Origin of the sequence: Rhodococcus sp. Chr-9, assembly GCF_000801125.1 — a bacterium.
Lineage (GTDB): Bacteria > Actinomycetota > Actinomycetes > Mycobacteriales > Mycobacteriaceae > Rhodococcus > Rhodococcus pyridinivorans.
The window spans coordinates 1-13,050 of record NZ_JTIZ01000093.1 but is presented as its reverse complement, the minus strand read 5'-3'; the positions used below and the strand labels follow the sequence as shown (position 1 = coordinate 13,050).

Sequence of the window (13,050 nt, the reverse complement as noted above, 5' to 3'; positions counted from 1 at the left end):
TCGCACCCAGCCGGCACCAGTACCACTGCTAACTGCGAAGAGCCGATAATCCTTCGCTCCCGCTTCATGGCGGACCCAACAGTGATTAGGTAATCCATAAGATTGCTGGACTCGGTCGTGACGAACTGGATCATCGACTGACTGAGAGAGTCGCGGAGCACTTCGTGTGCCTCCATGTACCTGTCGTGCTCCTCACGGGTGAACCTTTCGACAGGTCGGAAGATCGGATATGGCGCCGATTCGACATCGATCAGCACAGCACCGAATTCGTCATCTATGGACATTGCACCCCCGCCGTGGTTTGCGTTCTCGCGTTGTTCATAGCACGGGTGCCCGACCTGCTTATTTCGATGGCAATGCGCTCTTGCACCTGTCTGCGGGGACCGCTGCCGTGGTGACCACAGTGTTGGCTAGTTATTCACGCGGCGGTGAACCGTAGGCGCTGACGCAGGACGTTTCCACCGGCCCGGGCCGCTACGAGCGACGTATCCCGGAAGCGACAGCCCTGAATTCTCCCATCCTCACATCGTGGAACTCACCACCGGAAGGCAGGCAGGAGCGCTCCGGCTGATAGTGCCCCGTGAAGTGGTGGACTTCGGATCGGCCCGCGGCATGCGCGGTGATCGACGAGTCGCGGTGAATACTATGCTGTTTCGCTTGAACCGGTCAACGACACCACCGGTTCGGTAGCGTGCTGCTTGGCGGCGATCACCGCTCGGAGTTCGTCCATGCTCACATCCGAGACGTAGCGGCGGGTGACCTGCCATTCGTCGTGCTGTTCGATGACCACCGCGGTCGCCAGGCGCAGGAATGCCGCCGGGTTCGGGAAGATTTCCACGACATCGGCTCGACGCTTGATTTCCTTGTTGAGCCGCTCGATCGGATTGTTGGACCAGATCTTCTGCCAGTGCGCCTTCGGGAACGCGGTGAACGCCAGCACATCGTGTTTGGCGGCCTCCATCAACGCCGCGACCTTCGGAAACGACCCGGAGAAGGTGTCGGTGACCTGATCCCACTGCGCGGCGACCTCGACCGGGTCGGTGTGCGCGAAGATCGTCTTGACCGCGGCCATCACCGGCGGCACATGCTTGGCCGCCACCGACGCCCGGATGTTGCGCATGAAATGCACCCGACATCTCTGCCACGACGATCCCGCGAACTGCTGCATCACCGCAGCTTTGAGCCCACTGTGGGCATCGGAGATCACCAGATGCACCCCCGACAGACCCCGGGCTTTGAGGCTGGTGAGGAACTCACGCCAGAACTCGAACGACTCCGAATCACCGACCGCGGTGCCCAACACCTCGCGGGTGCCGTCGATCGACACCCCGGTCGCGACCACCAGCGCCTGGGAGACCACGTGCGCACCGACTCGGACCTTGCAGAAGGTGGCATCGAGGAAGACGTACGGAAAGCTCGTGTGCGTGAGCGTCCGTTCCCGGAAGCGAGCGATCTCGGCATCGAGGCCGGCGCAGATCCGCGAGACTTCCGACTTCGAAATCCCTGACCCGACGCCCAACGCACCGACCAGGTCGTCGACGCTGCGGGTGGAGACGCCGTGCACGTAGGCCTCCATGACTACCGCGTACAGGGCCTTATCGATCCGCCGACGGCGTTCGAGCAGCGACGGGAAGAACGACCCGGACCGTAGTTTGGGGATCTTGACCTCGACATCGCCGCTGGTGGTGGCCACGGTCTTGGTGCGATGCCCGTTGCGATGGGTGGTGCGGGTGTTGGTGCGCTCGTACCGGCCGGCGCCGAGTTTGTCGGTGGCCTCGGCTTCGATCAGGGCCTGCAGGCCGGTGCGGATCAGTTCGGCGAACACGGTGGCGCTGTCGGCACCGGTGAGTGCGTCGAGTTGGGCGAGCAGTGCAGAATGGTCGTGGGTCATCGCGTGGTTGCTTTCTGTGAGTCACTTTGGTCGGTAACTCGTTGATCACTACGCGATGGCCCACCCTTCGCGAGGGAGCGACACGCCGCGGACCTGGCCGGATGCCCTCAGCCGATTCCCACCACTCCCTGGGACTTACCCCTCCGGCTCGCGCTGGTGGAAGACACTCGCCCACGCCGCGAAACGTCAGGTCAGGCTCATGAAAGACAATCCGAGCCCCAGGGAACGCATGTGCGAAAATTTGTGGTGTGGGGTCCTACGAACGCGCACCGAAACGGTGCCCGAACGGGCACCGGCTGGGACCGCACCGGGTGGTCGTGGGATGGACACCGTGTACCTGCGCGACGGCTCTGCGCCCCTCGGGAGCCAGCGGACACCGCACCTACCTGTGCATCGTCTGCGATGCGGAGATCGCCATTCCGCCGCATACGGGACCACGGTTCTCCGGGGTGCAGTGGCCGCCGAGACGGACGCAGGGGCAGCCGCGGCCCGGTTCGTGAGGTGAGCGAGCTGGCCGGATCGCAGACGGGGCGACCCACCCTGCTCCAAAAAATAGCTTGCTAAATTGTGGGTGAACTGGGAAAACGACACGTCCCTTCTGTCGTGTCGATCGGAGACAGTCCCACCATCAAGCCCGGCGATCGGGTGAAGGTCAGCGCACGCGGCAAGTTCGTGTTCACCGTCAAGGACATCGATGAGGACACCGGCATGGCGATGATCGAGGTCAACGCCGACAGCCCGCTCACGTATCCGTGGCCGGCGCGCCTGACCGATCTCGTGCCCGTCGAGGACTGACTGCGAGAGCTCTTCCTCCTGCCGGTCGCACTCGCTTCACCTGTTTGGTGCCGATACGCACTTCCGCTACGGTGACCGCTGCAATCACCGAGTTCCCCGGTAGGTGAGTGATTCCCTGCCGGGTCGAAGGATGGTCCCCGGCGCCCCCCACCGGGGACCATCGCCTTTTCGCTGATGGGTTGTACGTGCAGCGGACGACACGGTGGCTACTCTCGGCGCGTGGAGGACAGGACGCGAGCCATCGGCGATGCCACCGATGCGATGACCGACGATGAGCTCGAGACCGCGATTGCAGCACTGCACGCCCGTGAGCGGGAACTTCTCGTCGCCGGGGACAGCGAGGCGGCGTTCAATCTGATGGGCACGAAGTTCGTTCTGCTGTCCACGCTGGAAGGTCGGCGGCGGTAACCGACTGGTGTACCAATTCGGTTTTTTCTTCATTTCTGTCTGCTGCGGTATTCGTATAGCGGTCTGTGGAGCAGATTCGTACAGGTCCACTGCGCGGCTGACGTATCCCTCTCGGTGGCCGTTCAGGGTTCAGCGCGGCGCAGCCGCTCCGATCATGAGCTCACGCGGGCAACCCGGGCGCGGTAGTCGTGACCGGCGGCGCGCAGTGCCGCGGCAAGTTCCGTTCGCCTGACTCCCTGTTCCATCAGCTCTGTGGCGTTGCTGTCGGTGATCGGGTGGGGCGTGCGGACGACGGCGGCATAGCGGATGCGCTCTTCGAGTTCGTCCGGTTCGTGGGCCGGCTGGTTATCGAGGTATGAGCTGGTGATGACCTCGGTGGGGGCTGTGATGCCGTGTTCCTGGGCGATCTGGCGGGCAGTGGCGGTGAATGCGGAGATGTAGGCTGCGCGGTCACTTGCTTCGAGTTCGTCGACGGCGAGCTGTTCGTCGGCCAGGGCACCCGATTCGGGGCTCTCGTCATCCACCTCGAGCATGCGCCCGTTGATCTCGTCGAATGCCTCTTGTGCAAGATCGGCCAACCCGAAGCGGTCCCATTCTTCGTCGATGTCGAGCGGGACGCGAACCGGCTCGGTACGTCGCGCAGGCAGGTCCTCTTCCGCTGCGGCACCGGTGATGAGCCGGTGGATCAGGTCGGCCTCCCACGAGGTCGGCCTGCCGCGGAGCAATCCTTCGACCGATCCCATGTTGGCGGCAACCACGACCAGGATGTCGGCGAGGGTATCGGCAAAGTCGACCTGTGAGCCGTCGCTGCGGGTGCTTCGGGCGAGGGCGGTCAGAGCTTCGATGGCGGCCGCCTCGGTCTGCGGGTCGATTCCGGTGGTCGAGGGCTGCCGCTTCCCGGCACGGGCCGGCGGTGCAGTGGGAGTGCTGGTGGCGCTGTCGGTGACGGCCCGAAGGGCGTCGGGAAAGGTGGTGCCGGGGTGCGCGGCTTGGTACGCGCGGGCGGCCTTCTTGCGGGCAGAGTTCTTCGTCATGGCGTCTTTCGTTCACAACACTCGTGATGCCGCCCGCATCGGTCATCACTGGTGGACGACGGTAGGCGCAGGTGGTTGCAGATCCGAGGGACCTTGCCCTCGAGTGCTGGCCGTGGTGATGCGGGCACCGATGGCAGCGTCGGGGTCAGCCGTGCAACGCAGCTCTACGCCAGTAGTAACACGGCTGCCCGACACTTTCCCGCCTCGTCGGCCTTATAGCTGCGGCCCGAGGTGCAGATCGGGTGTGGGTGGTTGGTGTTCATGTATGGCCGGAGGTCGGCTGTTCGGCTGTGGTGGTGTGTGGTGGACCTGCGGTGGTCCGTGGAGTGCCTTCGCTGTCGAGATCGGGCCCTGCTCCTCCCCTACCTCGTCGGCATGCGTGAGATTCCGGTGCGGCTCGCCGTCGGCGGGATTCGGTTTCGCTGTCTCTAGGACATCGTCGGTCCTGGTCGACGTGGCGTGACGGGGTTCCTCGGCCGCCTGAATTGCGGTGGTCAGCGGCTCGTAGGTCTCGTTGCGTTCCGGGGAATTCTCCAGCAGGGCGTAGCTGCGGTGGGCCAGCACATCCCAGTGCCTCTCGTACCGTTGCGCGGCGTCGACCGTGCCGAGGTTCGGGGCGGTGGCGGGGAGCTCGGTGGTGGTGGTGGCACGGGCGAGTTCGGCGGCGAAGGCTTCCCGGCCGGCAACTCGCATGGCCTCCTCGAGGGCCGGGTCCGGTTCGATGCCTTCGGGGGGATCGTCGTGGTAGTTGGCCGCGTGGGTGGCGGCACGGAGCGCTTCGGGGTCGATGGTGCGCCAGTCGATCGTGCGGTCGGGGCGGTCGTGGACGAGCTGGTCGGTCATGAGTACGACGGCGACCGACTGGACTCCTTCGGTTTCCTCCTGGATGGCGGCAATGTGGCGTCCGAGCTGGTGGGGGTCGGTGAGAGTGTTCTCGTCCGGGGCGGCGATCACCGGGCTCGTGTAGGCGGAGGTGTCGCTGACGATCGGCATGAAGTCGGTGTGCAGCTCACGATGGATGACACTTGCGTGTAGTTCGCTGCCGTCCCCGGTAATTTCGCGGTGGGCGAGGTGGTCGGCGGTCCGCAGTGCCAACTCCCAGGTGATGAGGCGGCGCAGCCGGGCAGGGTCGCGCTCGTCGAAGGCATTGATCGGGGCTCCGGTGTCGTAGCGCATGGTGTTCTTGCCTGCTGCTGGGTCGAACAGGTCCTTGTAGCGGTGGTTCGGCTCGGGTAGTGCTGCGGCGGCGCGTTCGGCCGCGAGGGTGGAGGTGCCCTCGAGGATCCGGCGTACGGCGGCATCGTGTTCGGGACCGTAGTCGGTGCGTTCGGCCAGGTTCAGGCCGATGCGGACCAGGGCGTGAGCGTTGTCGAGTTCGGCTCCGCTCAAGGATCGCTCGCGGGGGATCTCCCGGAAGGTCTGGAAGGCCGTGTAGGGGCCACTGCGGTCGCGGTCGTAGTCGCGCATCATCGCTAGGTGGCTGACCAGGGAAAGAGCGGGTCGGCCGGGCGCAGGCTCGATGGGTGCGTAGCCGGTGACCGGCACGACGGCGGGGGCGAGGACATCGGCGAGCAGTCTGGGATCTCCGCTCTCCGCGGTGACGTAGCGGGCTGCGGACAATGCAGCGAGATCGACGCGATCGGTGTCGATCACCCATCCAGCTTTGATGGCGACGCGCCGGAACAGCTCGAATTGGCTTCGAGAATTTCCGTCGGGGAAGGGATGGATTTCCGTCATGCGTGCCCAGTAGTCGGCGAGGCGGGTGACGAAGGTGCGGTGATCGAGTCCGGTCAGGTTGTTCTCGTCGGCGAGGTCGGCGAACAGTTCCTCGACGTCGGTGGCGGTGTCCTCCGGGCTTGAGTGCGTGATCGGAAGGTTCCCCTGCGTGGTGGCCACGGTCTTGTACTGACCGGCCCATGAGTACACGCGATACAAACCGCGCCGGTGGATCTCTCGCAGGAAATCGCCGGTGAACTTCTCGGGCGACGGGACCTGCGCGAACTCGTACATCCCAGCCGCGAAGGCTCTGTCCTCGATGCGTTCGAGTAGGCGTGCATCAGTGATGCCGAGAAGGTTGATTCGGACGTCGGTTCCGGGGATGTAGCCCTCGGATTCGGCGGCCGATCCGGTCACTCCGAGTCCTCGCTGTGCGGGAGGAGCTCGTTGATCAGATCGTCGAGCGTTTCACCGGCCTCGAGCCTGTCGATGATCGTGCGGGGATCTTCGATGTCGAACTTGCCTGCCATTGCGTTGGCAGCGCGGATGTTCTGGGCAATGTGGTTCTTGAGAGCTTCCTCGCCGTGTAGGGCGAATATCTCTCGGAGTGTCTGATCGTGGTTTTCCTTGTCGGTCATGGTCTCCCCCTCGCGAGCGTCGAACTGTCAGAGCGGAGGCAGGCTTCTCTCCCCCATCGCTATGTCTACTTGATGTTCCCGACGGTAGGCGCAGCGCCGATACGGGCGCGAACGTGCTCGAGCCGGCGGGTGGCGGCGCGCTGGACACGGCCGATGGCGACCATGTGCTCGAACAGGTCGGCTTCGGGCAGGGTTTCGGCGGCTTCGGTGATGGCGGCTCCGGCGGTGCGAAAGCTGCGGCGGTAGGCGGCGCTGATGACGGCATGGGCGTAGTAGGGCGTGCGGTGGGATCGGCGCCGGCGGTGGTGGCGGTGGTCAGGGCGTAGGCGAGTCGGCGGCCGTGGTGACCGGCGAGCCGACCGTGGCGCTCGAGGTGGGCCAGGACCATTGCGGGGTCGTGGGGCTGGCCGGTGTTCATCAGTGCGGCGATGGCGTCGAACAATTCGGCGTGGAGTGGCTGGTGGAAGTCGTCGGTGGTGAGCAGGTCCACGATGTCGGCAGCTGCGGCGCGGGTGGCGAACAGCAGCGCGCACAGCAGCAGGGTTTCGGTGTCGGCGTCTGGGGGCGCGAACTCGTCGGCGCTGAGGTAGCGGTCGAGATCGGTCTGGTCGGTGACGGTCATGCGCTGATCCGTTCGTCGAGGGCGTCGGCGATGTCGAGCACGGGAGTCGGGTCGGGGTGGCCGATGGCCGAGTGGCCGATGGCGGCGCGAGCGATGACGCTTCCGTCGATGGTGATGGTGACTGCGCTACCGGCGGGCGCACCGTAGGCGAGCGCGAGCGTGCGCGCTGCTTCGGCAGCGTCGGAGGCGGCGGCCGCGTGGGTGAAGGTGCAGCCAGAGTCGGAGCGCGCAACGGTGGGCGCGGTCAGCGTGACGGTCCAGACGATCATTGCGGCGCTCCTTCGGCTTGACGGGGTTTCCCCAGGTACTCGTCCATTGTCGCTTAATTATCATGCTTTGTGAAGCCTTTTAGATGAGTTTTACATGATTGTGTGGTTGTTTTTTGATTCTTTTGTGATGCGTTAGTGAGGACCGTGCCGGAGCCGTCGACCGGGGTTCGATGCCCCGGTCGACGGCCATGCGTGCNCCCGGCGAGTGGTCTGGCCCGGTGGGCGGCCGATACGACCGCCCACCGGAAGGGGCGTTACTGCTCGTCGAGGGGGTCGAGTCCGGCGGCGCGGCGCTCGATGTCGGCGAGGGTGTAGCCCTGGGCTTCGATGGCGCGCAGGTAGAACTGCGACAGGTCGGTGGGCTTGCGCCAGTGCTCGACGCCGACCTGGGACTCAAGGGCGATGAGGATGTGGGCGCGCAGCAGGACCAGGGCGCGAGGGTCGGTGGCGCTGGCGAGCTTCGCGAGAGTGTCAGACGTGGGGAGCATCTGTTCGGCCAGGGTGCGGGCGTGATAGGCGGCGGGGATCTGGGGCCACTTCATCAGCACAGTTGCCACGAATGAGGCGGTGCCCTTGGGGGCGGTCTTGCGGGTGGTCTGCTGGGCGATCCACTTGCGGCGGACCTCGGTGGCGGCTCGCCATTCGCGGTTGTTCTCGATCACTTCGTGCCGCTGAGCTGCGCGGTCCTCGGCACTTTGTTCCTGTTCGGACTCGGCGGGGCGGGGGTGTCCCCACCAGGTACGCCAAGGGGTGTCTTCGATATTGACGACGTGCCAGTACAGCGTGGTCTCGTGGTTTTCGACGACGTTCTCGCGGGGAATCATCCATTCCTCGCGGGCCTCGCCGTCGGGTAGCTCGTCCACGATGTAGTCCGCGTCGATCTCGTCGCCGCTCTCGCGGTCGAAATAGGTGGTGCAGCTGTAGACGTACAGCCCGAGGTGTCCGAGGGCGGCGGCTTCTTCGATGGCGGGCGTGTTGCCTTCTTCGTCGGTGACGCGCTCGACCAGCTGGCTGGTCCCCTCCCCCACTCTCTCGTGAAGAGCACCGAGCGGCACGGCGGCGATGGAGTGTTCTGCGAGGTACGCCTCGGCGCGGGCCAGTGCGGCGTTGCGTTCGGTGCGGCGCAACCGTTCGGCGGCGAGTGCGTGGTCGAGTCGTCCGCTGGCGATGGCCCACTCGATGCGGCGGACGGCGGCGGGATCGTCGCCGAACTCGGCGAGGGCGGCGGCTTGTTCGATGGTCAGCTCGCCTCGTTGCACAGCGTCGCGCTGCTCGGTGTCGTGCAAGGTCAGGGCCGCCTCGATCTCGGTGCGGGGTGCCTTGGTGCGACGGGCGATCTTGGTGGAGGTCAGTCCGTGGTCGGCCAGGGTCTCGAACAGGGCCAGGCGTTCGCCGTTGGTGATCGCGGCGCGGTGTTCGTTCTCGCTCCACTGGGTGACGAGCCGTTCGACGGCGGCGTCGGTGCCATCGCCTTCGTCGCCGACGATGAGGGCGGGGATCTGGGTCAGTCCGGCCTCGAGGGCTGCGGCGGTGCGGCGGTGGCCGGTGAGCACGCGCAGGGGTCCGGCGGCGGTGCGGCACACAGTGATGGGGGTCAGAACCCCTTGCTCTGCGATCGACTCGCGGAAGGCATCGGTCAGGCGCAGGTCATAGCGGATGTTGGAGTCGGTGAGCAGGTCAGCGGGGTCGACGGTGGCGAATTCGGCGGTGCTTCCGTTGTTCATGACTCAAGTTTACATCTGTTTTGATGCTTTTTCGATGTTTTATTGGTGTTTGTACGATGATTATTTGGTGACTGTTGTCACACTTTCTACCCTCTGAGCTGGGGGTTTCCGTAAAACGCAGACGGCCCCGCCAGGGCGGGGCCGTTGGTTCAGTCTTCTATGCGGTCATGAATGGGCAGGATCATGGATCGGTGGCCGAGATACCGTTCGGACAACTCGCCCAGTCTCGAGTCGGAGGTTCCGGCGTAGTTGCCTCCGAACATCACCACTCGTCCCGCCTCGGTGAGTTCGTACCGACGACGGTCGGCGTTCCATTCGACTCCGACCAGAGCGGCATAGCTGCCTTCAATGAAGGCGTGGCGTCGAATCCGTACGGCGACGGTGGGGCTGATCTGCTCACGGCCGCCGACGTGGCTTCGCGCTCCGTGGGGGGTGCAGCCGGACGGCAGTGACGTGATGCGGCCCGTGCGGGCGCGGCGCTCGTCGAGGACGCCGACCAGAAGAAGAGTGTCGGCGGCGGCGCTGATACCGCCGTTGGTGCAGTCGCCGAGGCGGTGGGCGCGGTAGACATCGAGCAGGAGACCGGCGGGGCGATGGTCGTTCTCGTTGTTGTTCATGAATCAAGTTTACATCTGTTTTGATGCTTTTTCGATGTTTTGTTGGCGCTTTTCCGGTGCTTTTCTGGTGATGCCGGTCACACGTTTTTAGGCTCTGACCTGTGGTTTTGCAGGTGTATCGGGGTGGTTCGGTGGCGGTGGTGGAGCGGGTACCTCGATCGGTCGGTGCAGCCTGGTGAACCGGGCGCGGTGACTGCCGGGCAAGGGCGGGTTTTCCCTTGCTCGGTGGTCGGCGGGTCCGGTAGGGCCGTGGTGTGGCGACCGGGCGCGGTGCACGCGGAGCAGCGGGAACCTTGGGAGGGAGGGACAAGGGTCCGGGGGCGGAGCCCCCGGGATCGGTAGAGCGATGTGGGTCGGGCCGGGAGTTTCTGTGCCCGTAGGCGGCCCGTATAGACCGAAGGCCCCGACCGGGAGGTCGGGGCCTTCAACGGCTGGACTGCGGTGCGGTCAGTCCTCGTCGGTGCTGTCGTTCTTGCTGCCGCGGGCTTTGCGCCGGCGCACCTTCTCCACCTCGGGGAAGGGCTCGCCGCCGTTGTATTCCTCTTCGAGCTTGTGGGTGTACTCGGCGATGGCGGCCTCGATGAAGCTGTTGAGACTGCCGTGTGCGCCGGGGTAGACACCGCGCAGACCCTTTTGAGCGTTGGTCGCAGCGTCGATGACGGATTCGGCGAGGGTGAACGTGCGCCGGGTCAAGGTGGGTTGCTGCACGATCTTCTTCGGTGCTGCGGCCCGTGCCGGGACATTCTCGTCGGGAGCCTCGGCGTCGAACATGCTGCGGATGTCGCTCATGACTTCTTCCTTTGGGTAATGGTGGTGGCCAGGTCGTCATAGACCAAGGCGTGACGCCAACCGTCCTTCGTGTCGGCGAGGGATACTCCGTCGTTGACGGCCCTCTTGATCGGCTCGGCGGATCGGACGCTGCCGAGAACGGGGATGCCGGCCTCGGTGAATTGGGTGGTCCAGGCGCGAGCGAGGACCGTTCCGGACTGCACCTTGTTGAGGATGGTGCCGCGGACCCACAGAGTGCTGTTGTGCCGCTTCTTGATGCTCTGGGCGTACGAGGTCACGCCCTGCATGGCCGCGATGCTGAAGTCATGCGCTTCGTTGAGGACGATGAGCTGGTCAGCGGCCACGAGCGCGCACATCTCGAGGGCATTTCGCGTGGGGGAGCAGTCGATGAGGATGTAGTCGTAGCGGTCACGGATCGGCTCGAGTGATTCCCGCAGGACGTGGGGGCCTTCGATGGGATCGTTGGTGATGTTCTTCTCGGCGGCGATGAGGTGGGCCGCGTTCGCAGGGGCGGCGATGAGATCGACGCCGGGGCGTATTGCATCGAGGATCGCCTCGGCAGCGGGCTTTCGGGTCTCCGGGTCTATATCGACGATGTGATCGGCGGTCACCTTCGCTGCGGCGCGGAGGTCGGGCTGCAACTTGGTGAGGGTGTGGGTGAGGTTGCCGGAGGGATCAAGGTCGACCAGGAGCACCTTTTCGCCGGCACGGGCGAGGGCTTCACCGACGTTGAGCACGGTGGTGGTCTTGCCCACCCCGCCCTTTTCGTTGCCGATCAGAATGATTTTCGAACTCATGACCTCCCTTTCCTGATGCAATAATACATCACTTCTGATTCATAAAGCGTGCTTTTCTGGTTCTTATCGGATGGCGGTTTCGTGACTGTTGCGGACTGAGTGGTGTTGCATCTGTTCAGGTGCGGTTTTCATGTCAGTNGGCCACCGCTGCCACTGGGGTGGGGGTGGTGGGTTGAATCTGGTTGCGTTCGCGGGGTTTCCAGTCCTGTCGGCTGGTGCGTGACGCTAGCCAACATCCAACACTATCGGTGGCGCTCGTGCACAGGGGGCCGCTGGGATTCGCGTCGGCTCGTGGTCGGCGGTGGGGTCTGTGCGGCGCAGCCGCTCCTTCGGGTTCGGTTCTCGGCCGGCCTCGCGGTGGTGGCAGACCGTAGGGGTGTGGCGGATATGGCGGCGGCCCGAGCCGGGGCCGTGAGGGGCGTCCGGCTCGGGCCGTGTGTCAGCGGATCTCGCGGCACTGTCGGCATTCCCACCCTTGGGGGCGGAGAAGGCAGGTTCGTCGTTTTTCGCAGAGCCAGCTTCACCGGACTTACCGCCCTCTCCACAAGCTGTGCGGTCTGTGACCGCACAGCACCCGAGCGACGAAGTGGCGGCAGGGTGGGCACGACCTGACCGACCACCAGGGCCCCGCCGGGTCGAGCAACGTATCTGCGATGCCGTCAGCGCACCGGCAGAGTTGACACACTATGAGCCGTGAACTCAGAGATTCCCCCGTTTCCGGCCGGCACCGTCGAGACGGTCAGCAAGGTTGTCGGCGACCTGTACAGCGGAAGCGAACTCACCGTCCTTTGCGCGGAGGTACCCCTCAGGGACGACCCGGGTGAAGGCGTCACAAAATGGCGGCGTCTCGCTCACGCCGTCAGCAGCAATCAAGCGAAGAATCAGAACGGTAACGCCCTGGTCAAACTCATCACCGTCGCGATGCGGCCCGACCGGACGATGACACGAAAAGCGCAGGCAGACGTCGCTCGCGACCAGCTGACGCAGGTGTTGTCTTTGGTGGGGATGCGGGTGCGGGACGACGGAAAAGTGGCCCGATCTCCTCTGGCCCGAACCGATACCGAAGCATTGGACCGAACCGAGCATCTCCGCAGCCTGCTTGTCCGCAGGCAGACCCACGAAGCAGTCTTGACGTATTGCCGTCCGGATCTACTGAGGACTGACTTCTACGAAGCTGTATTTGAAGCGATCAAAGGCTTGGGCAGCAGGATTCGCCAACTCTCGCAGAGCGATGGAGACGGTTACGCACTCATCGACGCAACGATGTGCGGCAAGGCCCCGGTGCTGGCCATCAATAGCCTGAGTACCCGAACAGAGCGAGACGAACAACTCGGCATCGCGAACCTTGCCAAGGGACTCTTCAGTGCCTTTCGCAATCCCGTGGCCCATGAGCCCCGCCTTGAGTGGCAAATGTCCGAACAGGACGCCCTCGACGTTCTTGGAACTCTCTCCATGATTCATCGTCGGTTGGATCGAGCAACGGTCCGAGAGATGCGCTGACAGCAACGGCGTTCGTTCAAGGAGTGGTCCAGAGAAATCTGCAGTCACCTGGCTGCTTTTACCTACAGCCCGATCCTGACGTTGCAGCGCCTGCGCGGGACTGGCGGATGCGCAACAGGCCCGAGGGATATCTGTTCGTGGAGACTCGCCGACGCATCCAATCAGTTCCGTTGCCAGTCCAATAGACTGGCGGGCGTGTGTTACGGGGTAGCCGTAGCATTTGCCGAAAATCGGGCGGATATGGCGTAGT

The 13,050-nt window shown here is 64.6% G+C and carries 14 protein-coding genes and 1 pseudogene; 4 read left to right on the top strand and 11 right to left on the bottom strand.

Annotation, left to right across the window (positions count from 1 at the left end):
• A partial coding sequence (locus QR64_RS27890) for a hypothetical protein (RefSeq protein WP_235367146.1) occupies positions 1–284 on the bottom strand: 284 nt, incomplete at its 3' end.
• 359 nt (positions 285–643) lie between these two features.
• A complete protein-coding gene (locus QR64_RS14115) occupies positions 644–1,891 on the bottom strand; it encodes an IS256 family transposase (RefSeq protein ID WP_039585783.1) in 1,248 nt (415 codons plus the stop codon).
• A gap of 603 nt (positions 1,892–2,494) precedes the next feature.
• On the opposite strand from QR64_RS14115, the gene QR64_RS27055 reads away from it, so the two are divergent.
• Together QR64_RS27055 and QR64_RS27050 are read left to right on the top strand one after the other, a co-directional pair.
• A complete protein-coding gene (locus tag QR64_RS27055; RefSeq protein ID WP_039585782.1) occupies positions 2,495–2,686 on the top strand; it encodes a hypothetical protein in 192 nt (63 codons plus the stop codon).
• Between the two features lie 219 nt (positions 2,687–2,905).
• Positions 2,906–3,094 (top strand): hypothetical protein, encoded by a 189-nt coding sequence (locus tag QR64_RS27050; RefSeq protein WP_039585781.1) that lies wholly within the window; start codon positions 2,906–2,908, stop codon positions 3,092–3,094.
• Between the two features lie 152 nt (positions 3,095–3,246).
• Here QR64_RS27050 and QR64_RS27045 read toward each other — a convergent pair whose 3' ends face one another.
• The 3 genes from QR64_RS27045 to QR64_RS14090 all read right to left on the bottom strand — a co-directional run bounded on the left by QR64_RS27045 (position 3,247) and on the right by QR64_RS14090 (position 6,482).
• Positions 3,247–4,128, bottom strand: a complete 882-nt coding sequence (locus QR64_RS27045) for a hypothetical protein (protein WP_039585779.1) — start codon at positions 4,126–4,128, stop codon at positions 3,247–3,249.
• 213 nt (positions 4,129–4,341) lie between these two features.
• Positions 4,342–6,261, bottom strand: coding sequence for a Fic family protein (locus QR64_RS14095; protein WP_039585776.1), 1,920 nt, complete (start codon positions 6,259–6,261; stop codon positions 4,342–4,344).
• Positions 6,258–6,482 (bottom strand): hypothetical protein, encoded by a 225-nt coding sequence (locus QR64_RS14090; protein WP_039585775.1) that lies wholly within the window; start codon positions 6,480–6,482, stop codon positions 6,258–6,260. The genes QR64_RS14095 and QR64_RS14090 overlap by 4 nt, the downstream gene beginning before the upstream one ends.
• Before the next feature lie 113 nt (positions 6,483–6,595).
• On the opposite strand from QR64_RS14090, the gene QR64_RS28575 reads away from it, so the two are divergent.
• Complete coding sequence (locus QR64_RS28575) at positions 6,596–6,808, top strand: hypothetical protein (RefSeq protein WP_039585774.1); 213 nt, start codon at positions 6,596–6,598, stop codon at positions 6,806–6,808.
• 35 nt (positions 6,809–6,843) lie between these two features.
• Here the strand turns inward: QR64_RS28575 and QR64_RS27880 are convergent.
• From QR64_RS27880 to QR64_RS14060, 6 genes and pseudogenes are all read right to left on the bottom strand, one after another.
• Positions 6,844–7,104 (bottom strand): annotated as a pseudogene (locus tag QR64_RS27880) (DnaB-like helicase N-terminal domain-containing protein); the annotation flags it as partial.
• Positions 7,101–7,373, bottom strand: coding sequence for a hypothetical protein (locus QR64_RS14080; RefSeq protein WP_039585773.1), 273 nt, complete (start codon positions 7,371–7,373; stop codon positions 7,101–7,103). The pseudogene QR64_RS27880 and the gene QR64_RS14080, both read right to left, overlap by 4 nt.
• A gap of 254 nt (positions 7,374–7,627) precedes the next feature.
• Positions 7,628–9,097: a ParB/RepB/Spo0J family partition protein gene (locus tag QR64_RS14075; protein ID WP_039585766.1), complete on the bottom strand. Its 1,470-nt coding sequence runs from the start codon at positions 9,095–9,097 to the stop codon at positions 7,628–7,630.
• 149 nt (positions 9,098–9,246) lie between these two features.
• A complete protein-coding gene (locus tag QR64_RS14070) occupies positions 9,247–9,714 on the bottom strand; it encodes a hypothetical protein (RefSeq protein WP_039585763.1) in 468 nt (155 codons plus the stop codon).
• Positions 9,715–10,161: 447 nt separating this feature from the next.
• Positions 10,162–10,503, bottom strand: a complete 342-nt coding sequence (locus QR64_RS14065) for a hypothetical protein (protein ID WP_029547346.1) — start codon at positions 10,501–10,503, stop codon at positions 10,162–10,164.
• Positions 10,500–11,300, bottom strand: coding sequence for a ParA family protein (locus QR64_RS14060; protein ID WP_039585755.1), 801 nt, complete (start codon positions 11,298–11,300; stop codon positions 10,500–10,502). The genes QR64_RS14065 and QR64_RS14060 overlap by 4 nt, the downstream gene beginning before the upstream one ends.
• 693 nt (positions 11,301–11,993) lie before the next feature.
• Here QR64_RS14060 and QR64_RS14055 point away from each other — a divergent pair.
• Positions 11,994–12,800, top strand: coding sequence for a TIGR02391 family protein (locus tag QR64_RS14055; RefSeq protein ID WP_039585753.1), 807 nt, complete (start codon positions 11,994–11,996; stop codon positions 12,798–12,800).
• Positions 12,801–13,050 lie beyond the last annotated feature (250 nt).

Coding starts and splice junctions, on each gene's coding strand:
- QR64_RS14065 (WP_029547346.1), bottom strand. CDS start 10,503: ATGAGCGACATCCGCAGCATGTTCGACGCCGAGGCTCCCGACGAGAAT.
- QR64_RS14080 (WP_039585773.1), bottom strand. CDS start 7,373: ATGATCGTCTGGACCGTCACGCTGACCGCGCCCACCGTTGCGCGCTCC.
- QR64_RS14070 (WP_039585763.1), bottom strand. CDS start 9,714: ATGAACAACAACGAGAACGACCATCGCCCCGCCGGTCTCCTGCTCGAT.
- QR64_RS14115 (WP_039585783.1), bottom strand. CDS start 1,891: ATGACCCACGACCATTCTGCACTGCTCGCCCAACTCGACGCACTCACC.
- QR64_RS27045 (WP_039585779.1), bottom strand. CDS start 4,128: ATGACGAAGAACTCTGCCCGCAAGAAGGCCGCCCGCGCGTACCAAGCC.
- QR64_RS14090 (WP_039585775.1), bottom strand. CDS start 6,482: ATGACCGACAAGGAAAACCACGATCAGACACTCCGAGAGATATTCGCC.
- QR64_RS14075 (WP_039585766.1), bottom strand. CDS start 9,097: ATGAACAACGGAAGCACCGCCGAATTCGCCACCGTCGACCCCGCTGAC.
- QR64_RS14060 (WP_039585755.1), bottom strand. CDS start 11,300: ATGAGTTCGAAAATCATTCTGATCGGCAACGAAAAGGGCGGGGTGGGC.